We start from the raw sequence: 25,014 nt of genomic DNA on the forward strand, positions 1-25,014 counted from the left end.
ATGGCCGATCATGTAACCAAGAACCTAAGTCAGGCTATTGTCGGCTCTGAGCCATCGCCAGAAGCAATCGCTGTTGCTCGCACGGCAATTGTTGATTTTCTTGCTTGTGCGCTTGGCGGAGCGAATGATCGCAGCACGCTTCTTGTCAGAAAGGTTCTGGGTGCCAGCGGCAATGTCGCGTTGATTGGAAGTAGCGGCACAGCCGATCCTTTCACGGCAGCGCTGATCAACGCCCATGCGGCCCATGTGCTTGATTATGACGATGTGCATGGCAGCGTGCGCGGACACCCGACAATTGCCATCGTCCCAGCCCTTCTGGCCGTTACAGATGAAAACAACGTCCGTGCTGACGCGTTTGTTGCTGCCTATATTGTCGGGCTTGAAACCATGGCGCGTCTTGGCCTTGCCATGGGCACTAAGCATTATGAAACCGGCTTTCACGCAACAGCAACGCTCGGCACCATCGGGGCTGCAGCAGCCATCGCGCATCTTCTCAAATTCGATGCTGCGACCACCGCCGTTGCGCTCGGTCTGGCCGCCACACAATCGGCAGGCCTTCGCCTGCAATTTGGCTATGATGCGAAACCGCTTCATGCAGGATTTGCCGCGCGCGCAGGTCTCACTGCCGCCCGACTGGCCGAAGCCGGGTTTCAGGGTGCGCCGGATTTCATTGATAGTTCTATCGGGTTTTTACAAGCCTTCGCCTTTGGTGCAGACGATGTATCGCGCGTGACGCAAGGCTGGGGTGAGCCATGGCAGATCATCGTGCCGGGACTGACACTCAAAGCCTTCCCGTGTTGCACCGCCGCCCATCCGGTTGGCGTTGGCGCTCTGGCACTACGCAATGAGAAAGCTTTGCAGCCCGATCAAATCGCAGCGGTTTCGATTACCTTTCCGCCCGGCGGCGATGCTGCACTTGTGACGACCTGGCCTGTGACGGGCATCGATGCGCGGTTCAGCCCGGAATATATCTTTGCGGCTGCACTGCGCGACGGAAAGCTGGCGATTGCTCATTTCGATGATCGTCCGGTGGATGCGGATCTGGCACAACTTGCAGCGAAGGTAACACGACGCCATGACGAGAATGCGCCGCGGCTCTCGCCCGATCCTAAGACCCGCTTCGTCATCATCGATGTAACGCTCAAGGACGGCTCGACGCTTTCGCAGCGTGTCGATGGTCTGCCGAGCATCAGTGATCCAACCGACAAATTCAAGGACGCAACGAAGGATGATCCGCGCTTTGCAGGTATCCCGGACCTCGTCCAATCCATGACCAGCGCAGACGACTTGCAAAAGCTCATCTCGTGGCTCAACCAATCCCCGGAGTAAAAGACATGACCAAGAAACAAATGCATCTCGGCCTCTTCCTGCAAGGCGCAGGCCACCATGTTTCGGGCTGGCGGCACCCGGATGCAGAAGCGGGCAGCGAGAATTTCGATCTGCTGCGCCGCGTGGCGAAAGAAGCGGAAGACGCGAAATTCGACATGATATTTCTGGCTGATGGCCTGACCAGCGGCGTTGACGCTCACCCATCGATGGTTGCGCGTTTTGAACCGCTGACCCTGCTTTCTGCACTTGCCATGGTCACAGACAAGATCGGCCTGGCTGCCACCGCTTCGACCACTTACGGCGAGCCCTATCATACCGCACGCGCATTCGCGTCTATCGACCATTTGAGCCACGGACGGGCTGCGTGGAACATCGTCACCACATCGTATGCCCGCACCGCCAACAACTTTTCGAAAAGCCATCCTGAACATGACGAGCGTTATGCCGTTGCCGAGGAATTCGTCGATGTCGTGCGCGGTCTTTGGGATAGCTGGGACGACGATGCTTTTCCGAAAGACAAGGAAAACGGAGTCTATGCCGATCCCAACAAAGTGCATGTGCTCAATCATGCGGGCAAATATTACTCGGTTCAGGGTCCGCTCAACATTCCGCGTTCTCCGCAGGGCCATCCCGTTCTCATTCAGGCAGGCTCGTCCGGCCCTGGTCAGGATCTCGCAGCGCGTATTGCAGATATTGTGTTTACGGCACAGCAAAGCCTTGCCGAAGCACAGGCCTTCTATGCAAGCCTGAAGGAACGCGTGGCGAAAGCCGGTCGCGACCCGGACAGCGTTGCCGTAATGCCCGGTTTCATGCCGGTGATCGGCGACAGTTTCGACGATGCTGCGGAAAAGCTCAAGGAGCTGAACCGCTGGACAGATATCAAGAGCGCCATGCCGCTTCTCGAAGAGCGCATCGGTCATAGCCTTGCTGATTATGATCTCGACGGTCCGCTGCCTGATCTGCCAATTTCCGATCAGCTTCGCAGTCGTGCAGAGCTTCTGCGCGATCTGGCACGCCGTGAGAATCTCACCATCCGTGATCTGGCGCTTCGCGTCGCCGCTGGCCGTGGCCACCATATAGTTCTTGGCACACCTGAGCAGATCGCCGACCGAATGCAGGAATGGTTTGAGGGCAAAGCTGCTGATGGCTTCAATGTGATGCCACCTTATTTCCCGGGCGGTCTTGAAGACTTCAACAGACAGGTTGTGCCGATCCTGCAGGAACGTGGTCTGTTCCGCACTGAATATACGGGCTCGACATTACGTGATCATCTCAATATTGCTCGGCCTGAAATAAAGCATACATAAAGAAAGCAGCCGCATCGCCCTCCTCCCTCAAGCATACGGTGCGGCTGCAATATTTATATCCCCCAAACAAAAGGCCGGAAGCGCTACCAAGGTTTCCGGTTGGCATGATTGATGGCACACCCGAACAGACTGAACCCAGCAGCGCTTGATTCACGCCCCGATACGGCCACGGCGGATGAATTGAAAGCTGCGATGCGACAGCTTGCTGCCGGCATCAGCGTGTTGACCGCAGGAACCGGTGATAGCAAGACCGGCGCAACCGTCACGTCTGCGACCGCTCTTTCCGTCGAACCGCCGACAATCATCGTCAATATCAATCTGACCGCATCGGTGTGGCCGACAATTAATGCAGAACGTCATTTCTGCCTCAACATTCTTTCGGGCGAGCAGCAGGCAATCGCCGACCGTTTTGCAGGCCGGAATGGCGAAAAGGGTACGGCGCGCTATGAAGGTGCGGAATGGTATGCGCTTGAAAGCGGCGCGCTGGCACTGAAAGGCGCGCTTGCCTCTATCGATTGCGAGGTCGAAGAGATTATTGAGCGTCATACCCACGCCATCGTCATCGGTCGTGCGCTCAAGATCGTCACTGGCGAGGGAGAGCCGCTCGTCTATCATCACGGACGCTATCACGCCCTCAAACGCTAAAGCATGTCGCGCTCAAATGGCTTCATTTGAGCTCCCGCGAACATGCGACAGTTAAAAGAATCTAGAGCGAGCGCCATGGTGCGATTAAGCGCGACACACTCTAGCATGTCTCCCAAACCCGGTTCCCACTTTTGGGAGACGTGGTCCAAGTTCCGCTTAAACCCACAACTTGCTTGAAACATTTGTTGCCCTGCTGACATAAATTGCCTAGCTGTTAGACAAGTTGCATAGAAGTGGGAGAGTTCGGCGTCGTGATTGAATGGTTGGCCAATAGCAGCCCGGTAAATCGGAAAAGTGCGGCTGAAATCGTGTTCGAGGATATCCGCTCTGCGATTACGACCGGACGGCTGATCGTTGGAACACGTCTGCCCTCCGAAGCCCAATTAGCCGAAAAATACAGTGTCAGCCGCCCCATCGTGCGCGAGGCGCTGCGTTCTCTGCAAACACTTGGCCTCACCCAGACACGCACCGGCAGCGGCACTTATGTACTCAAAGCTGCCCCCGGACCGGAACTGAGCTATGGCGGTTATTCCGCGCGCGATCTTATCGAAGCTCGCCCTTTCATCGAAGTGCCGGCAGCTGGCTGGGCAGCCCTCCGCCATACTGAAGAGCAACTGGCCAAGCTGATCGATCTTTGCGACCGCATGGACAAGCAGACCGATCCGCATAAATGGGTGCTGCTCGATACCGAGTTTCACAGCATGATTGCTTTGGCGTCAGGCAACGCGATGTTTGCGAAGATCGTCGCAGATGCCCGCGTCGCACTTTCACGCCAGTCGGAACTCGTCAATCTGATGGCCGGTCGGCGTGAGGCTTCCAACATCGAGCATCGCCAGATTGCCGAGGCTATCAAGGCCGGTTCTGAGGAACAGGCCCGGCTTGCTATGCAGAACCATCTCGGACAGGTGAAGCTGGCCGTCACCACGATCATCGCCAAAGAAAAAGGCTCGCCGGAGTAAAGATCAGGCGAACCTTTCACACGGTTATCAGGCTTCAACCACCAGATTGGCGAGATGCTCAGGCTTGAGTGCCTGCTGCAATTGCTCAGCGGTCATATGTCCCTGCGCAAGCACGACCTCAGGCACCGTCTGACCGGTGGCAAGCGCTTCCTGCGCAACTTTGGTGGCAGCATAATAGCCGATCAGCGGATTAAGCGCTGTGGCAAGACCGATGGATTCTTCCACGCGGCGCGCCATGATTTCCGGGTTGGCGGTAATGCCATCCACGCAGCGTTCTGCAAGAATGCGGCAGGCAGCACCAAGATGACTGATGCTTTCAGATAAAGAGCGCACGATGATCGGCTCGAAAGCATTCAACTGCAACTGACCGCCTTCGGCTGCCATTGTGATCGTGATGTCGCTGCCGATAACCGCAAAAGCCACCTGATTGACCACTTCCGGGATTACCGGATTGATCTTGCCCGGCATGATGCTGGAGCCTGCCTGAACGGCGGGCAAGTTGATTTCGCCAATGCCAGCACGCGGACCGGACGATAAAAGCCTCAGATCGTTGCAGGTTTTGGAAAGCTTGACGGCAACGCGCTTCAACACGCCTGAAAGATGCACGAAGGCGCCGGGGTCCTGAGTTGCTTCAATAAGATCGCTGGCTGTGACCAGCGGGCGGCCGGTCAGACGCGAAAGATGCTCACAGGCAAGCGCTGCATAGCCTTTCGGCGCGTTAAGCCCGGTACCGATTGCCGTGGCACCAAGATTGATCTCGTGCAGAAGCTTTGCCGATTCCAGAAGCCGTAAGCGATCCTCGCCGAGCATCACCGCAAAGGTACGAAACTCCTGGCCGAGTGTCATCGGAACAGCGTCCTGAAGCTGCGTGCGCCCAACCTTCAGCATCTTGTCGAATTCGCGCGCTTTACGCTCAAACGATGCCTGAAGAATTTCCATCGCATCAGCCAGTTCATCAATCGCTTCGATCAACCCGACATTGATGGCAGTCGGATAGGCATCATTGGTGGACTGGCTGAGATTGACGTGATCGTTGGGATGCAGATGCGCGTAATCGCCCTTTACATGCCCAAGCAATTCCAGCGCACGATTGGCAATCACCTCGTTGGCATTCATGTTGGTGGATGTACCCGCACCGCCCTGAATGACATCAACGACAAACTGATCGTGCAACGCGCCGTCACGAATTTCGCGGCAGGCATTGACAATTGCATCGAGGTGCTGGCGGCTTAGAAGGCCCAGCTCGTGATTGGCGAGCGCTGCTGCTTCTTTCACAAAAGTCAGGCCGCGGACCAGATAAGGATAACGCCCGATGCTTACGCCTGTGATCTGAAAATTATCCACTGCTCGCGCCGTATGGACGCCCCAGTAAGCATCTGTGGGCACCTCCTTTGCACCAAGCAGATCATGTTCAACACGCGTTCCGACCACTTTGTCCTCCTGAACTCGAAACGTTACATCTGTCTGACAGCATGACAGATTTAATTCGGTTACTCCTCCTTACGGCAGCCGTCAACACAGTTGTGAACTTGACTCGTGTTTTCTGATATGCGTTAAAGCCGCAATTAAATCTGTCATGCAGCTTTACAGAAAATGCAACGGGAACGAACTGAAGCATGTTCAGAAACCTGCTCCCCTGGGGTGGTGAGGTTTCTTTTCTCAACAATGCTTTCAATTAAAACAAAAGATACATTGCCGGCCGTGCACGAGCTCCATGTATCTGACTGTTTCAAAAATGCCGTTCTTCGTTGCGGGTACTGCGTAAAGCTATAGCCTTTATTCAAAACTGAGCTCTCAGGGAGGAGCGATGACAACGGAATTTATCAAGGCCACACCGGCCGAACGCGAAGTCTTCACCGAAGAAGACCGCGGCTATCACAAAGCGCTGAAGCCGCGTCAGATCCAGATGATTGCCATCGGGGGAGCAATCGGTACGGGTCTGTTTCTGGGTGCAGGCGGACGTCTGGCACAGGCTGGTCCGTCACTTGTGTTCGTTTATGCCGTGTGTGGCTTTTTCGCATTTCTGGTGCTGCGCGCACTTGGCGAGCTGATCATGCATCGCCCAAGCTCCGGCTCATTCGTCTCTTATGCCCGTGAGTTCTACGGCGAGAAGATGGCCTTTGCGGCAGGTTGGATGTACTGGCTCAACTGGGCCATGACGTCGATTGCCGACGTGACCGCCGTCGCGCTTTATATGAATTTCTTCAAGCATTATGTTCCATGGCTTGAAGGTATCGACCAATGGATGTTTGCAATGACCGCGCTCATCCTCGTGCTTTCGATGAACCTGCTCTCGGTCAAGGTTTTCGGTGAGCTGGAATTCTGGTTCAGCCTCGTCAAAGTGCTGTCACTGGTGATCTTCCTGATCGTCGGCATTTATTTCGTCGTGTCCGGCACACCGATTGACGGTCATCAGCCCGGCTTCCATCTCATTCGTGAGAGCGGCGGTTTCTTCCCCAACGGCATCTTGCCCGCGCTCGTGATCATACAGGGCGTCGTCTTCGCCTATGCCTCGATCGAGCTGATCGGTACGACAGCGGGTGAAACCGAAGACCCGCGCAAGATCATGCCGGGCGCAATCCGCACCGTCGTTTTCCGCCTGATCGTCTTTTATGTCGGCTCGGTTCTGCTGCTCACCATGTTGCTGCCGCATACACTTTATTCGGGTGGTGAAAGCCCGTTTGTGACCTTCTTCAGCAAGATCGGTGTTCAGGGTGCAGATATCATCATGAACCTCGTCGTGCTGACTGCGGTTCTGTCATCGCTGAATGCGGGTCTTTATTCGACCGGGCGCATTCTGCACTCAATGGCTGTCTCGGGTTCCGCACCCGCAGCACTTGCCAAGATGAACAAGAACGGCGTGCCTTATGGCGGCATTGCCGTTACCGCTGTCGTCACCGCAATCGGTGTTGCACTCAATGCCGTTGTGCCTGCCGCAGCTTTTGAAATTGCGCTCAATCTTGCTTCGCTCGGCATCATCACCGCCTGGGGTGTGATCATCCTTTGCCAGCTCAAACTCTGGCATCGGTCACGCAAGGGTGAAATTGCCCGTCCAGATTTCCGCATGTTCGGCGCACCTTACACCGGCATTCTGACGCTTCTGTTCCTCTTCGGCGTTCTGGTTCTGATGGCTGCGGATTACCCCGTTGGCTCCTATACGATTGGTTCGCTGATTATCATTATACCCGCACTGGTTATTGGCTGGTATTGTCTGCGAGACCGAATCTATCGTCTGGCGGAACAACGCGCGGCTGATACAAAGAAAAGCAGCTGAGTGAGGGGAAAGAGTGAATAACAGGCAATTCAAACCATTGGTGGCGGTCATCGCCACCGGTGGAACTATTGCAAGCAAACGCGGGGAAGATGGCGCAAGCACGCCGACGCTGAATGGCGACGATCTGCTTGCAACACTGGGCCATGTCGACGCACGATTGCGTCCGATCGATCTGATGGCGAAGGATTCATCCAGCCTGACGCTGATCGACATGCAGACCATCAGCGATGCTGTTGAAGCGCAGATCGCGGACCCGGAAATCGATGGCGTTGTCGTGTTGCATGGCACTGACGCCATGGAAGAAACGGTGCTGCTCGTGCATCTGCAGCGCCATCTTTGCAAGCCGGTGATCTTCACCGGCGCACAGTTCACCGCTGATCACCCCGATGCGGATGGTCCATCCAATTTGACGACCGCAATCCATCTGGCTGCAGACCCGGCCAATGCGGAAAAAGGCGTGCTTATCGCCTTTGGCGGCCGGATTGTGCCTGCATGGGGCGCATTCAAGTTCAGCAGTGATCACGCCGATGCGTTCCGGTCGGTGCGCGATCTGGAAAGACCAGATGCAATCCGCCTTCCTGCATCTGTCAGCGGAACGCGTGTGGATATCGTGGCCATCCATCCGGGTTGTGATGACGTGCATCTTCAGGCGAGCATTCAGGCGGGAAGCCATGGAATTGTGCTGGCAGCGCTCGGTTCCGGCAACGCGAATGTGACCATCGTTGAAGCCGTGAAGCAATGCACAAAACGCAATATCCCGGTCGTGGTTTCAAGCCGCGTTCCAACGGGCGTGCTGGTGCCAGGTTATGGTGGCGGTGGTGGCGGTCATGATCTGGTTGCAGCCGGTGCTGTGCATTCACAGACCCTGCGCCCCGGTCAAGCACGTATTCTTCTGGCAAGCCTTATTGCCAGCAAAAGCCCGAAAGATGCGATCACAAAGGCTTTTGACGATCTGAACCCTTAAAACGCATCCGCAAAGTGCAAAATCTAAAGCGTGTCGTTCCCTACGGCGCGCTTTTTTGTTTTCACGCACATCTTGTTCCGAAAGCAGGTCGCCACTTTTCGGGATGCGCTCTGGCCCTCACCCGACGCCAAAACATATATGACTTTTTTATATTTCAGCCTTTTCCCCTCTCTCGAAACCCTATGCACAGCGGCAGCATAATGCCCGCTGTGAAACAGGGAGCCCCACAGGCAATCAGGCCGGGGGCAATAGAAATGACAATGGATATCGCCGTGCTTGGTATCGGCATCGCATTCTTCGCAATGCTGTTTGGCTATTTGCGTCTTTGCGAGAGGCTTTGAGGAACCCGCCATGCTGATTGAATATATCGCAGGCGCCTTGGTTGCGGCTTTCGTTGCCGCCTACCTTCTTTACGCGCTCATTCGTCCGGAACGGTTCTGAATAAGCAGCCGATTTGAGCCTAGAGCGCATCCCGAAAAGTGGGAAGCCAATTTCGGATACGATGCGCGTTAAACCAAAGATTTAGAGCGCGGATCTGTTTCAATCAGATCGAAACGCGCTCTAATCAGGCTTGGGAAAAACCATGACAATCAATGGATGGATACAGATCCTCATCTTTTGCGGGATCATCATCGCGGTCGTAAAGCCGCTTGGCAGCTATATGACGCGCGTTTTCACTGGCGAGCGCACGTTTCTATCGCCTGTCCTCGTTCCCATCGAACGGGGGCTTTTTCGCTTGGCGGGTACCAGCGAGCGCGAGGAACAGCACTGGACGAGTTATGCGGCCGCCATGCTGCTGTTCAATCTCGCGGGCTTCCTGCTTCTTTACTTTCTGCAGCGCGCGCAAGGTTCCCTGCCCTTCAACCCGATGGGCATGAGCAATGTGCCTGCGGACCTTGCCTTCAACACGGCAACAAGTTTTGTGACCAACACCAACTGGCAGAACTATAGCGGCGAAAGCACCATGTCCTACCTCACCCAGATGGCAGGCCTTACGGTCCAGAACTTCGTTTCGGCTGCAACGGGTGTGGCCATTGCGATTGCGCTCATTCGCGCTTTCTCTCGCAAATCCATTAAGACCCTCGGCAACTTCTGGGTCGATCTCACACGCTGCATTCTCTACATTCTGCTGCCGTTATGCATCGTCATGACACTGGCTTTTGTGGCGCTTGGTGTGCCGCAAACGCTCGGCTCCTATGTCGAAGCCACCACACTGGAAGGTGCGCGTCAGGTCATCGCGCTTGGGCCAGTTGCCTCGCAGCTTGCAATCAAAATGCTCGGCACCAATGGCGGTGGCTTCTTCAATGCCAACTCCGCACATCCGTTTGAAAATCCCGATGCCATCTCGAATATGATCCAGATGGTCGCGATCTTTGCCATCGGTGCAGGCCTTACCAATGTGTTTGGTCGCATGGTCGGCAATGAAAAGCAGGGCTGGGCGATCTTCGCTGCAATGGGCGTGCTCTTCGTGGCCGGTGTTGCCATTTGCTATTGGGCAGAGGCTGCGGGCAACCCGCTGATCCATGCGCTTGGCATTGATGGCGGCAATATGGAAGGCAAGGAAACCCGCTTCGGCATAACCATGTCGGCATTGTTTGCTGTAGTCACAACGGCTGCGTCCTGCGGTGCGGTTATCGCCATGCATGACAGCATGATGGCGCTTGGCGGCATGATCCCGATGATCAACATGATGCTGGGCGAAATCATCATCGGTGGCGTGGGCGCAGGTTTCTACGGCATCATTCTGTTTGTGATCGTCGCAATCTTCGTTGCGGGTCTGATGGTCGGACGCACACCGGAATATCTGGGCAAAAAGATCGAGGCCAAAGAAGTGAAGATGGCCATGCTTGCCGTCCTCTGCCTGCCACTGTCGATCCTTGGCTTTACCGCTATTGCCTCGGTCATTCCGACCGGCCTCGCATCGATTGCCAATACCGGACCGCACGGCTTCTCGGAAATCCTCTATGCCTATACGTCAGGAACGGCCAATAACGGCTCGGCCTTTGGCGGCCTCTCGGGCAACACACCCTGGTATAACATCACCATCGGCCTTGCGATGCTGATGGGCCGCTTTCTGGTCATCGTTCCGGCACTGGCAATTGCGGGTTCACTGGTTGCCAAGAAATCAGCGCCCGAATCTGCCGGGACATTCCCGACCCATGGACCGCTTTTTGTCGGCCTTCTGATTGGTGTCATTCTCGTTGTGGGTGGTCTGATCTTCTTCCCTGCGCTGGCGCTCGGACCTGTGGCTGAACATCTTGCGATGATTAACGGGCAGACATTTCAATGATTAGCCCATCAAACCTCATTCTCCTAATCCTCGCAGCAGTGCTGATGATCGTCTTTGCTGCAGAATTTCTGGGTCCGCTTTTCTGGAGTTCCCTATGAGCAAGTCCCAATCCGCCAAAGTAGTTAAAACCGGCATGCTTGATGCCCGCATCCTCATTCCCGCCATCGGCGATTCTTTTCGCAAGCTCAACCCCAAGAGCCTTGCGCGCAATCCCGTCATGTTCGTCGTGGCGGTCGTCTCGCTGCTCACCACCGTTCTTCTGCTGAAGGACGTTGCGACCGGCGGAGCCAGTATCAGCTTTTCGTTCCAGATCGTGCTGTGGCTCTGGTTCACGGTGCTGTTTGCCAATTTTGCCGAAGCTGTTGCCGAAGGTCGCGGCAAGGCACAGGCGGAATCCCTGCGCCGCACCCGCACGGAAACTCAGGCCAAACTGCTTGGTGATATAGGCCAGAAAGACTTTACGACTGTGCCTGGCACAAGCCTCAAGGTCGGCGATGTGGTGATCGTTGAAGCAGGCGATATCATTCCATCGGATGGCGAAGTCGTCGAAGGTGTAGCGTCCGTCAACGAAGCAGCCATCACCGGCGAATCCGCCCCGGTCATTCGTGAATCGGGTGGCGACCGCTCTGCAGTTACAGGCGGTACGCAGGTTTTGTCCGACTGGATCAAGGTTCGCATAACGGCAGCACAGGGCTCGACTTTCATCGACAAGATGATCAGCCTTGTCGAAGGCGCTGAACGCCAGAAGACGCCAAACGAAATCGCGCTGAACATCCTGCTTGCAGGCATGACGCTGATCTTCGTTCTGGCCGTCGTGACAATTCCGAGCTTTGCCTCCTATGCGGGCGGCTATATCCCCGTCATCGTGCTGGTGGCTCTTTTCGTAACGCTGATCCCCACCACAATCGGCGCGCTTCTGTCAGCAATCGGCATTGCCGGCATGGACCGTCTGGTGCGCTTCAATGTGCTTGCGATGTCTGGTCGTGCGGTGGAAGCTGCCGGTGACGTTGACACCCTGCTGCTCGACAAGACCGGCACCATCACGCTCGGCAATCGTCAGGCAACCGCTTTCATGCCGGTTAGCGGTGTGAATGAACTGGCCCTTGCCGATGCCGCACAATTGGCCTCGCTCGCCGATGAAACACCGGAAGGCCGTTCCATTGTCGTGCTGGCCAAGGAAAAATACGACATGCGCGGCCGCGATATGCAGAGCCTCAATGCCAGTTTCGTGCCTTTCACGGCACAAAGCCGGATGAGTGGTGTCGATATTGATGGATCGTCAATCCGCAAGGGCGCGGTTGATGCCGTGCTTAAACATACAACGTCGGATGAGAAGACCGTCCATGAACTGCAAGCCATTGCCGATACCATAGCCAAAACCGGCGGAACGCCGCTGGCCGTCAGCAAGGATGGACGCCTGCTTGGTGTCATTCACCTCAAGGATATCGTCAAGGGTGGTATCCGCGAGCGTTTCACTGAATTGCGCCGTATGGGTATCCGCACGGTAATGATCACCGGCGATAATCCGATGACCGCAGCTGCAATTGCTGCGGAAGCCGGTGTCGATGATTTTCTGGCGCAGGCAACGCCTGAAAACAAGCTCGAACTCATCCGTGAGGAACAGGCCAAAGGCAAGCTCGTGGCCATGTGCGGCGACGGCACCAATGACGCGCCAGCCTTGGCGCAGGCCGATGTTGGTGTTGCCATGAATACCGGCACGGTTGCCGCGCGAGAGGCCGGTAATATGGTCGATCTCGACAGCGATCCGACCAAGCTCATCGAGATTGTCGAGATCGGCAAGCAATTGCTGATGACGCGCGGCGCGCTCACGACCTTCTCGATTGCCAATGATATTGCCAAGTATTTTGCGATCATCCCGGCGATGTTCCTCGCCTTCTATCCGCAGCTTGGCGCGCTCAACATCATGGGGCTTGCAACGCCACAAAGCGCGATCCTCTCGGCGATCATCTTCAATGCACTCATCATTGTCGCGCTGATCCCACTGTCGCTGAAGGGCGTCACATACAAGCCCGTTGGAGCAGGTGCGCTGCTGTCTCGCAATCTGCTGATCTATGGACTTGGCGGTGTCATCGTTCCGTTCATCGGCATCAAGGCCATTGATGTGACCATAGTTGCCCTCGGTCTGGTTTAAGGAACTAGAAAATGCTGAAACAACTTCGTCCAGCACTCGTCATGATCGTTGCTCTTACCGTCATCACCGGGTTGATCTATCCGCTTGGCATGACCGGTCTTGCACAAGCTATCTTTCCACAACAGGCCAATGGCAGCCTGATCGAGAAAGACGGCAAGGTAATCGGCTCCGAACTGATCGGGCAGAAATTTGCAGGCGACCGCTATTTCCATGGCCGTCCTTCTGCGGCAGGCAAGGAAGGCTATGATGCATCCAGTTCCGGTGGCTCCAACCTTGGGCCAACCAATCCGGCACTGATTGCACGCATCAAAGCCGATGCGGATGCGCTCAAACAGGGCAACCCCAACGCTGAGGTGCCGATGGACCTCGTCACAACATCGGCAAGCGGGCTTGATCCGCAAATCTCGCCGGAAGCAGCCCTTTTCCAGGTGCCACGTGTTGCCAGCGCGCGCGGCCTTGATGAAGCAAGCCTTCGCGGTATCGTCGAACAGCAGATCGAACAGCGCGAACTTGGTTTTCTGGGCGAGCCGGTGGTCAATGTGCTGAAGCTCAATCTTGTTCTGGACAGAACGAGTAGTAACTAGAGTAGATCAAAGCATTTCCAGCAAAAGTGCATCGCGGTTTTGTGTTGGATAATGCGTGAAAACAAAGAAATAGAGCGGTCCCAACGATTCTGCTAAAACTGGAACCGCTCTACCGGCGGGTTTTCCCGCCGCCTTCTTATTTTGAGGAAACAACGCTTGGTATCGGACGATCTTCGCCTTGGCGATATAAGGCCTTCCCCCGATGCGCTGCTTGAACAGGCAGAGCGCGAAACGCGTGGCCGTCTGAAGATATTTCTGGGAGCAGCTCCCGGCGTCGGCAAGACCTATGAAATGCTGATGTCCGGGCGCGCGCGCAAGGCTGACGGCGTTGATGTCGTGATCGGCGTTGTCGAGACGCATGGGCGTAAGGAAACCGAAGCTCTCGTCGATGGGCTTGAAATCATCGACCGCACCGAAATTTCCTATCATGGCCATCGGCTCGATGAGATGGACATTGACGCGATCCTTAAAAGACAGCCCCAACTGGCTCTGGTGGATGAGCTGGCCCATACCAATGCGCCGGGCAGCCGTCACCCCAAGCGCTATCAGGATGTCGAGGAAATTCTCGCACGCGGGATCGATGTTTATACCACGCTCAATATCCAGCATGTCGAAAGCCTCAATGATGTGGTGGCGCAGATTACCCGCATTCGCGTTCGCGAAACCGTGCCCGACAGCATTATTGACCGGGCCGACGATATTGAACTGATTGATCTCACGCCGGATGATCTCATCAAGCGGCTCGATCAGGGCAAAATCTATCTGCCCAAAACCGCAAAACGCGCCATCCGCAACTATTTCTCTCCCGGCAATCTAACTGCCTTGCGTGAGCTGGCACTTCGCCGCACTGCGCAGCGGGTTGACGAGCAATTGCTGACCCACATGCGCGCCAATGCCATACAGGGACCATGGGCTGCCGGTGACAGGGTGCTTGTTGCGGTCGACCAGCGCACAAACAGTGCTTCACTGGTCCGCTATGCCCGGCGGCTTGCCGACCGGATGCGTGCGCCCTGGGCTGCCATTCACATCGAGACGCCGCGTTCCGCCAGTCTTTCCGATGAAGCCAAGGATCGGCTTGCGGCAACCATGCGACTTGCCGAGCAGCTTGGCGGCGAGACCATCATCATTCCCGGCCAAAGCATTGCCGAGGAGCTTGTGCGCTATGCTTCGACGCATAATTTTACGCATATCGTTGCCGGAAAATCGGCCAAGCCGCGCTGGCGTGAGGCAATCGAAGGCTCGGTCGGCCATGCACTGATCCGCCAATCCGGCGCAATTGACGTTCATATCACGGCTGCCGCTGACCGCGACAATGCCGGTTCCGCCCGCAGCATTAAAACCGTCAGCCATTCAACCGGATACGACGTTAAGCCCTATCTCGCAGCATCTCTTGTTACAGCCTGCGCGCTTGGTGTCGGGCTTCTGCTTGATCAGTTTCTCGATGTGCGAAGCATCGCACTGGTTTTCGTTGTCGGTGTTCTCGGTGTTGCGGTCACGCTTGGTCTATGGCCAGCGTTGTTTGTCTCGGTTTTAAGCGCATTTGCCTATAATTTCTTCTTCCTCTCCCCGCTCTACACGCTATCCATCGCCGATCCCGAAAGCGTGGTGGCGCTGTCATTCTTCCTGCTTGTCAGCTTCGTTGCCAGCAATCTGGCAAGCCGCGTCCAGAGACAGGCCACGACCGCACGCCAGCGTGCACACATGACGGAAGACCTTTATCTGTTCAGCAAAAAGCTCGCGGGAACCGGCTCACTCGACGATGTGCTTTGGGCGACCGCCTTTCAGATAGCCTCCATGCTCAAGGTACGGGTCGTCATCCTGCTGCCGGAAGGCGAAAGCATCGCCGTTCGCGCGGGCTATCCGCCCGATGACAGTCTTGTCGATGCTGATATTGCAGCAGCGCATTGGGCCTGGGAGCATGAACTGCCAGCCGGGCGCGGGGCTGATACCCTGCCGGGCGCCAAACGGCTTTATCTTCCGCTCAAAACCGCGCGGACGTCGGTCGGTGTGATCGGTCTCGACAATGATCGGCAGGGGCCAATTCTTACGCCAGAACAGCAACGACTTTTTGAAGCGCTCAGTGATCAGGCAGCCATTGCCATTGAGCGTGTGCAACTTGTTGGCGATGTTGAACGCGCCAAGCTTGCAGCAGAAGCCGATAAGCTCCGTTCGGCGCTTCTCACCTCCATATCACACGATCTTAAAACCCCGCTTGCGGGCATCATGGGTGCGGCAACCACATTGCGCGACTATTCTGGATCACTGCCGGATAATGATCGCACTGAATTGCTCTCGACCATTGTAGAACAATCCGAGCGGCTCAATCGCTTCATTGCCAATCTACTCGACATGACACGGATTGAATCGGGCGCCATGGAACCCAATCTGTCGCTGTATTATCTCGGTGATATTGTTGGTACAGCGCTTCATCGTGCCACCAAGATTTTGGCGCATCATAAAGTTCAGGTGGCGGTGCCAACCGACCTTCCCATGGTGAGGCTTGATGCGGTTTTGTTCGAGCAGGTGCTCTTCAATCTGCTGGATAATGCTGCAAAATATGCGCCGCAGGGTTCAGAAATCGCTCTTAAAGCACATGTCGAGCGTGGCCGTGTGACGCTTGAAATCAGCGATCATGGTCCCGGCATTCCCGAGATCGATCTTGAACGGATTTTCGATACATTCTATCGCGTTCGCAAGGGTGATCACGTACAGGCAGGAACGGGCTTAGGCCTTTCCATTGCCCGCGGCTTCACAGAAGCAATGGGTGGAACTATTCGGGCCGGAAACAGGGCTGAGGGTTCGGGTGCCCGCTTTACAATCGCGATACCCTTGCCAGCTCAAGAAATGGACAGCACCATATGAACGACCCCAAGCCCAAAATTCTGGTGGTCGATGACGAGCTCCCCATTCGCAAATTGCTGCGGGTCGGACTTACGACGGAAGGTTACGCCGTGGTCGAAGCGACCAACGCGCGCGAAGCATCGGCACTTCTGATCAGCGAAAAGCCTGAACTTGTGCTGCTTGATCTTGGCCTGCCGGATACGGATGGCCATGAGCTTCTGCGTTTGTGGCGCGAACAGGGGCTGACGCTGCCGATCCTCATTCTTTCAAGCCGTACCGATGAGGCAGGCATCGTGCGGGCTCTCGAAACGGGGGCCGACGATTACGTGACAAAACCTTTCGGCATGAAGGAACTGGCCGCAAGAACGCGCGTTGCTCTGCGCCACAAGTTGCATCAGCAGGGCGAAAAGCCGGTTTTTCAAAGCGATGGTCTGTCGGTCGATCTGGTCAGGCGCATCGTCAAACTGGATGAGACAGAGATAAAGCTCTCACCAAAGGAATATGAAATCCTGCGCCTGCTCGTGCAGCACGCGGGCAAGGTGCTGACGCATCAGTATATTCTAAGTCATGTCTGGGGACCGGCGGCCGATGTGCAATATCTGCGCATCTATGTCCGCCAGTTGCGCCAGAAAATCGAGAAGTCTCCCGATCAGCCGCATTACATTCTGACGGAAACAGGCGTTGGCTATCGCCTGCGCGAAGCCGACGCAATCACTGCATGATTAGGCTCAGGACTCATTAATTTGATGAAAATGGCACCTGAAATAACCAGACATGCAAGGAAAGGCGTGAAGAACGGGGTGTTTTCCCCCGTTAGAGCGGCTTGACGAAGCGGATCGCCAGTTCATTTCGGTGTCCGCAGGATGTGGCCCATCCGCTCGGCCACTTTGTCAAAAAGGCTCGAAAATGAACCACATTTCCTTCGCCTTTTTTCCTCGTATCCAAACGAATGGTCTCACACCATTTCCATTAAATTAATGGGTCCTGAGCCTAGGCTTGGACTTTGGATGCCTTGGATTTTTTCAGCGTCTTGCCGTGATTGGCAATCCAGTCCATTGCAGCCAGAAGCACGCCCGAAATCACGAAAACCAGATGAATGATGACCATCCACTTGATGTGATCGGCGGAGTATTTGGCGACATCCATGAAGACCTTGAGAAGATGGATACCGGAAATCGCAACGATTGAAGCAACCAGCTTCAGCTTAAGCGCCGAGAAATCGACTTCACCCTGCCAATCAGGGCGGTCCTTGTGATCGGCGAGATCCATGCGGCTGACGAAATTTTCATAGCCTGCGAAGATCACGATCATCAGAAGATTGGCGGCAAGGCTGAGATCGATCAGAGCCAGCACACCAAGAACCGCATCATTGACCGTCATTGACGGGATGATCAAAGCTAAATGCCATAGCTCGACCATGAAAACCCACACCAGAATGACCAGCGCCAAAGCGAGGCCTATATACATGGGTGCCATCAGCCAGCGACTGGCGAAAAGGCTGTGTTCGATCAGTCGTTCCATGGCGTGCTCCTAAAGCGTGTCGCATTTCATCATATCCGCATGACACGCTTGAAAGCATTTCCAGCAAAAGTGCGAAGCAGTTTTGCGTAGGATAATGCGTAAAAACAAATAGTTACAGCGGTTCCAACGATTCAGTCTTAACTGGAACGGCTTTAAGTCTTTGTTTTCAAGCATGTCTTTATCCCAAAATCGGTTCCCACTTTTGGGTGACATGCTTTAGGATTTGCAGGAGACGCAACTATCACGCGGATGTGACCGCAGCAAGTCGGTTAACGAAGCCGCGGCCCGCATCAAATCACAGAGTGCGACTGAACTTCTCACCACTTCACATTCAAACCAATATTGCCTTCCCATATGCGGTTGCGTTCGCCACCGAGATTGGTGGTGTAATCGGCAGTCGCATAAAGGCTTGCCTTCTCGGTGATGTCGAGGGTCAGGCCGCCGCCAACTTCCAGAGACGTGCCTTTCAGGTCCGTCACAATCGGATCGGTGGCAAAGCGCACAGTCTGATCGGACGAGAAGTTCTGCCAGAGATTGGCCTTCAGATAGGGTCGCAGCTTGCCGATGGATGTATCCTCAGCACCCTGCAGACGCATTCCGATGCGCCCGGTCCAGGCATTGTCTGAATCAAACGATACCGATGAATAACGGTCTGCCTGATCATCAAGTGAAAGGCTCTGCCAGATGAGCTGTGCCTGCGGTTCCAGCGTCCAGCTCCCGCTAAGCGCAATCGGGTAGCCGCCTTCAAGCGAAGCCGTCACGCCATGGCCATCAATATCAATGCTCTGTCCCGCATTCGAGCTTGCATCGCCACCATACCATGTGCCCATCAGCACGGCATCGAGATACCAGCCTTGCGGACCGATATGGGTCCAGTAGCCGCCAAAGCTGGTGCCGGTCATTTCCAGATCGCCAACAGCAAGATCATTCCAGCCGAGCGCCTGACCTGTAATATCACCTGTCACACGGGTATAACCGAAGAACAGGCCGAAGCGGTCGGAATGGCCGCTATCTGTTTCACGGCCCCAAAGGTCCTGACCAGCCTGAATACCAAAGAGCTTGCCATCAAGACCCGGTGCAACAGTGCCCTTCCACTTCGTATCGATATCCTGCCCAAACAAACGCGCCCAGGTCGCAGGCAAATAGCCGCCGCTTCTGAGAAGATCCTGTTCGCCACGGCGCTCATGGAATGTTCCGAGCGTCGTGAGTGCCAGATGATGCGCGACCGGAGGCAAAGCGGAATAGACAGGCACCTCGACGCGATAGAGCGGAACGACATCGCCTTCCACACGCGTGGCCCCCGGCGATGGCGGGACGGCCCCTTCAAACCCGATCTGCGGCGTTGCTGCCTGCCCGTTGGAGGTGGCCGGTGGATTTGCAGCCTCAGCCGGAGGTGGTGCCGGAGGTGCCTCTGGTTGAGGCGAGTTTTCCGTTACCGGAGCAGACGTATCCTCGGGATCGGGATCATTCGGATCGATCGGCAATGGTGCTGGCGGCTGTTCCAGTGCTGGTGGAGGCGCGGAAGTTTCCGGCGCTTCAGGCGTCAGGTTTTCTTCCGGAACAACAGGGGCAGGTTGGCTGCCGCTGACCAGCGTCGAGCGCAGATACCAGTTTTCATTGGTATTGGCGGAAACGCCACCCTTAAACAGGAAATATTCGTAAGCACCGGCTGCTACGCGTCCGTTAAGCGAAAACGCACCGCCAGTTGTCGTTGCGCCGTTGAGCGCCTCAACAACCATGATGCCATCAGAGACGGTAGATGCGCCAGCGCCGCCAACATTGTTGACCACGATACCGGTTGAGCCGGATGCGTTACCCGTATCAATGACCAGTTTGTCTGATGGCGATGCATCGGCACCCAGCACAGTATCAACGAACAGAAGGCCGTTCTGACCGGTATAGTTGCCCTTGATGGTGAAGGTATCGCTTGTGCTTGAGCCACCATTGGTCAGATCGATACGTCCGGCGTTGAAAACCGAAGCAAGCTGACTGGGCGAAAACGCATTGATGCCGCTTTGTGCAGATCCGCCATAGATCGTGCTGGCAGCATCGACATTGAGCGTTCCAGTGCCTGTTCCGGCATCGCCCAAGGTGAGGGTCGTGTCGAAAGTCAAGCGGGTGTCGTTGGTGAGATTGATCGTCTCCCAACTGTCAAACCGACCAACCTTGCCGGTCTTGACGTTATCGAATGTCAGTGCATCGACGCCGTCGCCGCCGGTCAGGCGCTTGGTTGCGCCAATATTGGCATCTGTCAGATTGGCAAGCACGGCCGTATCGCTGTCCGCGCCCATATCGATATTGCCATAGACAATGCCGCCGCCATTCCAAGTGAACTGGTCATTGCCGAAGCTCATAAGAACGTCACCGGCCACCGTCCCGCCAGTGATCGTGACACTGTCCGTCCCACCGCTGACGCTGATATTGCCGCCGATCATGCCATCGGAAATAATGATCGTATCATTGCCAAACCCCGCCACCAGATTGCGATCGATGGTGCCGCCGGACATATTGAAATAATTGTTGTCGAGTTTCATGTTGACGCGACCGATACGGCCACCCGTCATCACGGCATAATCACCGTCATCAAACGCATCGACAATTCTGCCGCCAGACATGAAGAACGTATCCAGCGCATCACCCTGATTGAGCGAGCCAATCTCGCCCCCGGTCATGCGGAAATCGTCAATACCAATGCCCTGTTGGATATTACCGGTGACGGTTCCACCGGAAATCACAAACGCATCCGCGCCGTCGCCCTGAATAACGTTGCCGGCTATCGTGCCGGAATGAACCTCTATCCGGTCTGTTCCTGCACCGAATGTGACATTGCCGTTGACTGTTCCGCTTCCACCGGAAGGCAACAGCAAGGTGTTATTGCCGTTCGTATCAGTCAAACCGCCCACTGATGTTCCGCTATCGCAGATATATGTGTCGTTTCCAGATGTGGGGGTAAACGAACAGGCCGCCAAAGCCGGATCTGTCTTCAGTATAAAACTACTGATTGTAATAATTGCTGTGCTAGAAAGAAACTTTACAAAGGCATGACTAATTACGCGATGCTTCATTGTCCCTCTCCATTTTGCGGCTATAGGCGGCAAAATAATATTGAGGTATTTTTTATTTTAGGCAAGGCGGATATTTAAACATAATTAAGGAAATATGCTTCCGATAATTTGTTGCTATTTCAATATTTTAAGAGAAATCAGCGCAATTGGAAACATTAAACCCAATATTTTTAGTGGTATATATAATAGTTAAAGCAAGTCAGAGCCGCGTCTATTCAGACGTTACAAAACTTGCATATCCGTCGCCGAGCGTTTTGTTGATAAAACTGAAATATTGGCCATAAGACAGATCTGCGGGGGTTATTCGACCAAAACCCGGCGTTTCGAACACCTTCATTGGAATAAGCGCCAAAGGCACCGATACAGGCGTCAGTTGTGCTCCCTGCCCCGCACGCAAGGTTGTCAGAATGCCGTACATTTCGCCTGCAATACTTGGGCGCGAAAGAACCGCCATCCGGTATTGCCCCGATGTATTGGTCACAAGATAAACATGGCCCGAAAGATGCGGCACTGAAACACGCCCCTGCTGCGAAAACGACGTATCGGTGCGTTCGCGCTCCTCAAACTTGAGATGCGTATTCTCAGCGTCCCAGCTGATATGCGTGCAATAGGCGAAGATGTCGCTTCGATTGCCGAATGACGGACGCAAGGTGAGAAACGTTCCTTCCAGCCAGGAAACGGCGGCGCGCGAATAAGCGCCAAGTTCTTCCGCCGCATGTCCATGAGGAGCGGCTGGCTTTGGCTTTTCTGTTTCCGCCTGATCGCGCAGTTCAAATCCCATTGCCTGCTCAAGCCGGATGATAGTGGCAAGCGTAAAAGGCCGGTGCCCGGAAAGCGCCTTTTCAAGCGTCGATAGGCTGATACGTGCCTCATCCGCCAGATGCTGGCGCGAAATTCTGCGCCGCGCGATTTCCTCACGCACACGTTCAGCAACGCGGAGATTCAATTGATCGGGCAAAACCGCATCGTGCTGAGACATGAAAACTTCCTGGATCCGTACTTTCCTTCACAATTCCACACAAAGCCAAAACCGGCAAGGTGGCTTGCGGCAAACTACGGACAAAACTTGGCAAAGCTTACGCTGGCGAGGAAACAGCACTCCGGCGCAAATTGTGTCCAGTTATCCGATAGATACAGGAGCGCACAATGTCGCCTGCCATCAAACACTCCCACAACAACGCAAGGGCAGTCAGCCTCTCGCAGTTCTGCAAACTCATTTGGTTTGTGAATATGACGATACTGCCAATTCTGGCCGTTGTTCTTTCGCTTCTCAACGTGGCTGCGGCCCGCGCGGAAAAGCCGGCCTATGTAACGCCGAACGCCATGCAAAGCGGCAGCCTTCTGCTTCAGAGCAGTGAAGCAGGCCAATATGTCGAAGCGCCACGACTTGCCACCGATTTCGATATCGATGTCAGTGGCCCCACCGCCCGCGCCCGTCTCAGTCAGGTTTTTGAAAACCCGACCAGCGGCTGGGTCGAAGGGCTTTATGTCTTCCCTCTGCCCGAAGAGAGTGCGGTCTATTCCCTGAAGATGATTGTCGGTGACAAGGTTATCGTCGCCGATATCAAGGAAAAGCAGGCGGCGCGTGAAATCTACGAGAAGGCAAAAAGCGAGGGCAAGAAGGCAGCTCTCATCGAACAGCAGCGCCCCAACATCTTCACCAATGCAGTTGCAAATCTCGGTCCAAATGAAAAAGTTGTCATTCAGATCGAATATCAGCAGGCAGTCCGCCTGAGCGACAATCGCTTTTCGCTCCGCGTGCCGCTCGTTGTCGCGCCACGCTATAATCCCGATAACAGCGACCCGATCATTGAGACCGCAGACATTCAAAGCGGCTGGGGACAGCAGAAAACGGAACCAACCCATGGTCCCGACAATGGAGCGATTGAAACGCCTCTCGTGATGCCGGGCGAATACCGCACCAATCCAGTGACGATCACTGTCAATCTCAAGCCTGGTTTCCCGTCCGCCGATATCAAGAGCCTTTATCACCCTGTCAAAATCGACAGTCAGAATGAGCAAACCTCCAAGATTGTTCTGGATGGCAAGGCCACAGCCGATCGCGATTTCGTTCTCGAATGGCAAGCAGCTGAAACCGCTATGCCCAATGTCGGCCTGTTTCGCGAACGTGTTGGAAATGACGATTATGTGCTGGCCTATGTCACGCCGCCGGTTGTAAAAAGCGCTGCAAATCAATCGCGAGAAATCGTGTTTGTTATCGACAATTCAGGTTCGATGGGCGGAACCTCGATAAAGCAGGCCAAAGCCAGTCTCGATTATGCCCTCTCCCGCTTAAAGCCCACCGACCGTTTCAACGTCATTCGTTTCGATGACACTCTGACCAAGGTATTTGATGACTCCGTCCCTGCTACGCCACTCAATATTACCGATGCCCGCGAATATGTGGCCACGCTTGACGCGGTCGGCGGAACAGAAATGCTGCCCGCATTGCACGCGGCTCTTGATGACAGCCACCAAAAGGACGGTTTGCGTCAGATCGTGTTTCTGACCGATGGCGAGATTAGCAACGAACAGCAAATGCTTGATGTCATCGCATCGCGCCGGGATCGCTCCCGCCTCTTCATGGTCGGTATTGGCTCAGCGCCCAACACCTATCTGATGAACAAGGCCTCTGAACTTGGTCGCGGCACCTTTACACATATCGGCTCGGTTGAAGAAGTCGACGAGCGTATGCGTGAACTGTTTGCTAAGCTCGAAAACCCAGTTGTAACCAATGTGAAGGCCAGCTTCTCGCAAGAGGGTGTCAATCTGACGCCAGGCCTTCTTCCTGACCTTTATCAGGGCGAACCGTTGGTGATTGTGGCACGCACAAAACAGGCAATTGGCACCATTACAGTTGAGGGTACAGTTGGACGACGCCCATGGACAGTGACCTTACCGCTTGATGCGGCAAGCCCCGCCGAAGGCATTTCCAAGATCTGGGCCCGTCGCAAGATCGATGATGCTGAGGTGGACATGAAGCTTGGCAAGATCACAGGACTGGCAGCCGACACGCGTATCCTCAACCTTGCGCTTGAGCATCATCTGGTAACGCGTCTTACAAGCCTTGTTGCAGTGGATCAGACGCCAACCCGCCCGGCGAATACCCCCCTCACCCGTGCAGACATTCCTTTGCAACTTCCTGCCGGATGGGATTTTGACGCGCTGTTTGGTATCCGTGCAGACCGTAATGTGCTTGATCATGCCGATGCAGGTCAGGAGCAGATACTGGCTCGAAGCAATGATCGTCCTGCATCGCCCGATGTTTCAGCCCCTGCAATGCCTCTGCCGCAAACCGCAACTCCGGCAACGCTTAATATGCTTCAGGGTTCGGTCGCTCTGTTGATCGGGTTTCTCATCTTCTGGTTTTCACGCCGCAAGGAGAATGAATGATGAGCGTCATCGTAGCACAGAACTCAAAGGCAAAGGAGCGCGCTTGGTTGCGCTCCCCCCTCGCCCTTCTTTCGATCGCTGTTATGGTCTGCGGCCTCTTTCTTCTCGGTCAAGGCCTCTGGATTCATGCCAAAGCTTATGCGGCTCAAATTCTTCTTGAGCGCGCTTTCTCCGAGAGCATTGCGACAGGTGAAAAGGTTAAGCCCTGGGCATGGGCGGACACATGGCCGGTAGCGCGTATCGAGGCACCACGACTGGCTGCGTCAGCAATCGCTCTTAATGGTGCAAGTGGACAAGCCCTGGCTTTTGGTCCGGGCCATCTGCAAAACACACCGCAAGCTGGTGAACAGGGAACCGCAGTCTATGCTGCGCATCGCGACACGCATTTTGCTTTTCTCAAAGATATTGAGCAAGGCGACCTTATCCGCGTTACCCGCAATGACGGCAAAACATATACATATCGCGCCACTCAGATGACTGTCACGCGCTGGGATGAAGCCCGGATCGATGTTCACGCGGCAGGCTCTCATCTGGTTCTTGTGACCTGCTATCCCTTTGATGCTGTTACGCAAGGTCCGCTTCGTTATCTCGTTTACGCAGATCTGGCAGAAGAGCCTTCTTTATAAGAATAAGCACGCCCCCCAGAGCACATGGAAACAAGTTCCTGCATTATCAGCGATAACGCAATGT

Annotated in this window: 19 protein-coding genes; 15 read left to right on the plus strand and 4 right to left on the minus strand. The window is 55.0% G+C overall.

The genetic code is table 11. From position 1 onward, the window contains the following. The 4 genes from QBD00_RS10860 (at position 1) to QBD00_RS10875 (ending at position 4,240) form a co-directional block, all read left to right on the plus strand. A complete protein-coding gene (locus QBD00_RS10860) occupies positions 1–1,329 on the plus strand; it encodes an MmgE/PrpD family protein (RefSeq protein WP_318579465.1) in 1,329 nt (442 codons plus the stop codon). Between the two features lie 5 nt (positions 1,330–1,334). Further along, positions 1,335–2,636 (plus strand): LLM class flavin-dependent oxidoreductase, encoded by a 1,302-nt coding sequence (locus QBD00_RS10865; protein WP_318579466.1) that lies wholly within the window; start codon positions 1,335–1,337, stop codon positions 2,634–2,636. 111 nt (positions 2,637–2,747) lie between these two features. Continuing rightward, on the plus strand, positions 2,748–3,281 hold the full coding sequence (locus QBD00_RS10870; RefSeq protein WP_318579467.1) for a flavin reductase family protein: 534 nt from the start codon (positions 2,748–2,750) through the stop codon (positions 3,279–3,281). Between the two features lie 251 nt (positions 3,282–3,532). Then, a complete protein-coding gene (locus QBD00_RS10875; RefSeq protein ID WP_134157583.1) occupies positions 3,533–4,240 on the plus strand; it encodes a FadR/GntR family transcriptional regulator in 708 nt (235 codons plus the stop codon). 27 nt (positions 4,241–4,267) lie between these two features. Here QBD00_RS10875 and QBD00_RS10880 read toward each other — a convergent pair whose 3' ends face one another. Beyond that, positions 4,268–5,671 (minus strand): aspartate ammonia-lyase, encoded by a 1,404-nt coding sequence (locus tag QBD00_RS10880; RefSeq protein ID WP_318579468.1) that lies wholly within the window; start codon positions 5,669–5,671, stop codon positions 4,268–4,270. 376 nt (positions 5,672–6,047) lie between these two features. Here QBD00_RS10880 and QBD00_RS10885 point away from each other — a divergent pair, with 376 nt between their 5' ends. The 9 genes from QBD00_RS10885 (at position 6,048) to QBD00_RS10925 (ending at position 17,067) form a co-directional block, all read left to right on the plus strand. Continuing rightward, positions 6,048–7,514 carry an amino acid permease gene (locus QBD00_RS10885; RefSeq protein ID WP_318579469.1) on the plus strand — a complete coding sequence of 489 codons (1,467 nt, stop codon included), beginning with the start codon at positions 6,048–6,050 and terminating at the stop codon, positions 7,512–7,514. 13 nt (positions 7,515–7,527) lie between these two features. Then, the gene (locus QBD00_RS10890) at positions 7,528–8,478 is read left to right on the plus strand and encodes an asparaginase (protein ID WP_318579470.1); all 951 of its coding nucleotides are present in this window, start codon (positions 7,528–7,530) and stop codon (positions 8,476–8,478) included. Positions 8,479–8,678: 200 nt separating this feature from the next. Further along, positions 8,679–8,819 carry a hypothetical protein gene (locus tag QBD00_RS10895; protein WP_191907238.1) on the plus strand — a complete coding sequence of 47 codons (141 nt, stop codon included), beginning with the start codon at positions 8,679–8,681 and terminating at the stop codon, positions 8,817–8,819. 10 nt (positions 8,820–8,829) lie between these two features. Continuing rightward, positions 8,830–8,919, plus strand: a complete 90-nt coding sequence (gene kdpF, locus QBD00_RS10900) for a K(+)-transporting ATPase subunit F (RefSeq protein ID WP_036567035.1) — start codon at positions 8,830–8,832, stop codon at positions 8,917–8,919. 142 nt (positions 8,920–9,061) lie between these two features. Further along, positions 9,062–10,768 (plus strand): potassium-transporting ATPase subunit KdpA, encoded by a 1,707-nt coding sequence (gene kdpA, locus QBD00_RS10905; RefSeq protein WP_318579471.1) that lies wholly within the window; start codon positions 9,062–9,064, stop codon positions 10,766–10,768. A gap of 94 nt (positions 10,769–10,862) precedes the next feature. Then, on the plus strand, positions 10,863–12,920 hold the full coding sequence (gene kdpB, locus QBD00_RS10910; RefSeq protein ID WP_318579472.1) for a potassium-transporting ATPase subunit KdpB: 2,058 nt from the start codon (positions 10,863–10,865) through the stop codon (positions 12,918–12,920). Positions 12,921–12,931: 11 nt separating this feature from the next. Next, the gene (gene kdpC, locus QBD00_RS10915; RefSeq protein ID WP_318579473.1) at positions 12,932–13,504 is read left to right on the plus strand and encodes a potassium-transporting ATPase subunit KdpC; all 573 of its coding nucleotides are present in this window, start codon (positions 12,932–12,934) and stop codon (positions 13,502–13,504) included. A gap of 156 nt (positions 13,505–13,660) precedes the next feature. Continuing rightward, positions 13,661–16,366: a sensor histidine kinase KdpD gene (locus tag QBD00_RS10920; protein ID WP_318579474.1), complete on the plus strand. Its 2,706-nt coding sequence runs from the start codon at positions 13,661–13,663 to the stop codon at positions 16,364–16,366. Continuing rightward, positions 16,363–17,067 (plus strand): response regulator transcription factor, encoded by a 705-nt coding sequence (locus QBD00_RS10925; protein ID WP_318579475.1) that lies wholly within the window; start codon positions 16,363–16,365, stop codon positions 17,065–17,067. The genes QBD00_RS10920 and QBD00_RS10925 overlap by 4 nt, the downstream gene beginning before the upstream one ends. Before the next feature lie 268 nt (positions 17,068–17,335). Here the strand turns inward: QBD00_RS10925 and QBD00_RS10930 are convergent, their stop codons facing one another. The 3 genes from QBD00_RS10930 to QBD00_RS10940 all read right to left on the minus strand — a co-directional run bounded on the left by QBD00_RS10930 (position 17,336) and on the right by QBD00_RS10940 (position 21,910). Beyond that, on the minus strand, positions 17,336–17,866 hold the full coding sequence (locus QBD00_RS10930) for a TIGR00645 family protein (protein WP_318579476.1): 531 nt from the start codon (positions 17,864–17,866) through the stop codon (positions 17,336–17,338). Positions 17,867–18,183: 317 nt separating this feature from the next. Continuing rightward, positions 18,184–20,931 (minus strand): autotransporter outer membrane beta-barrel domain-containing protein, encoded by a 2,748-nt coding sequence (locus tag QBD00_RS10935; RefSeq protein WP_318579477.1) that lies wholly within the window; start codon positions 20,929–20,931, stop codon positions 18,184–18,186. Positions 20,932–21,142: 211 nt separating this feature from the next. Beyond that, entirely contained in the window at positions 21,143–21,910 is a 768-nt protein-coding gene (locus tag QBD00_RS10940; RefSeq protein ID WP_318579478.1) for a helix-turn-helix transcriptional regulator, read from the minus strand. Positions 21,911–22,161: 251 nt separating this feature from the next. Here QBD00_RS10940 and QBD00_RS10945 point away from each other — a divergent pair, with 251 nt between their 5' ends. Then, complete coding sequence (locus QBD00_RS10945; protein WP_318579479.1) at positions 22,162–24,324, plus strand: marine proteobacterial sortase target protein; 2,163 nt, start codon at positions 22,162–22,164, stop codon at positions 24,322–24,324. Beyond that, on the plus strand, positions 24,324–24,950 hold the full coding sequence (locus tag QBD00_RS10950) for a class GN sortase (protein ID WP_318579506.1): 627 nt from the start codon (positions 24,324–24,326) through the stop codon (positions 24,948–24,950). The genes QBD00_RS10945 and QBD00_RS10950 overlap by 1 nt, the downstream gene beginning before the upstream one ends. The last annotated feature ends 64 nt before the right edge of the window (positions 24,951–25,014 follow it).

It is taken from the genome of Ochrobactrum sp. AN78 (genome assembly GCF_029909885.1).
In the GTDB taxonomy this organism is placed as follows: Bacteria; Pseudomonadota; Alphaproteobacteria; order Rhizobiales; family Rhizobiaceae; genus Brucella; species Brucella quorumnocens.

Excerpts from the sequence above, each read along its gene's own strand:
- QBD00_RS10870 (WP_318579467.1), top strand. The coding sequence starts at position 2,748 with ATGGCACACCCGAACAGACTGAACCCAGCAGCGCTTGATTCACGCCCC.
- QBD00_RS10945 (WP_318579479.1), top strand. The coding sequence starts at position 22,162 with ATGACGATACTGCCAATTCTGGCCGTTGTTCTTTCGCTTCTCAACGTG.
- QBD00_RS10940 (WP_318579478.1), bottom strand. The coding sequence starts at position 21,910 with ATGTCTCAGCACGATGCGGTTTTGCCCGATCAATTGAATCTCCGCGTT.
- kdpB (WP_318579472.1), top strand. The coding sequence starts at position 10,863 with ATGAGCAAGTCCCAATCCGCCAAAGTAGTTAAAACCGGCATGCTTGAT.
- QBD00_RS10865 (WP_318579466.1), top strand. The coding sequence starts at position 1,335 with ATGACCAAGAAACAAATGCATCTCGGCCTCTTCCTGCAAGGCGCAGGC.
- QBD00_RS10935 (WP_318579477.1), bottom strand. The coding sequence starts at position 20,931 with ATGAAGCATCGCGTAATTAGTCATGCCTTTGTAAAGTTTCTTTCTAGC.
- QBD00_RS10925 (WP_318579475.1), top strand. The coding sequence starts at position 16,363 with ATGAACGACCCCAAGCCCAAAATTCTGGTGGTCGATGACGAGCTCCCC.
- kdpC (WP_318579473.1), top strand. The coding sequence starts at position 12,932 with ATGCTGAAACAACTTCGTCCAGCACTCGTCATGATCGTTGCTCTTACC.
- kdpF (WP_036567035.1), top strand. The coding sequence starts at position 8,830 with ATGCTGATTGAATATATCGCAGGCGCCTTGGTTGCGGCTTTCGTTGCC.
- QBD00_RS10930 (WP_318579476.1), bottom strand. The coding sequence starts at position 17,866 with ATGGAACGACTGATCGAACACAGCCTTTTCGCCAGTCGCTGGCTGATG.
- kdpA (WP_318579471.1), top strand. The coding sequence starts at position 9,062 with ATGACAATCAATGGATGGATACAGATCCTCATCTTTTGCGGGATCATC.
- QBD00_RS10895 (WP_191907238.1), top strand. The coding sequence starts at position 8,679 with ATGCCCGCTGTGAAACAGGGAGCCCCACAGGCAATCAGGCCGGGGGCA.
- QBD00_RS10860 (WP_318579465.1), top strand. The coding sequence starts at position 1 with ATGGCCGATCATGTAACCAAGAACCTAAGTCAGGCTATTGTCGGCTCT.
- QBD00_RS10950 (WP_318579506.1), top strand. The coding sequence starts at position 24,324 with ATGAGCGTCATCGTAGCACAGAACTCAAAGGCAAAGGAGCGCGCTTGG.
- QBD00_RS10885 (WP_318579469.1), top strand. The coding sequence starts at position 6,048 with ATGACAACGGAATTTATCAAGGCCACACCGGCCGAACGCGAAGTCTTC.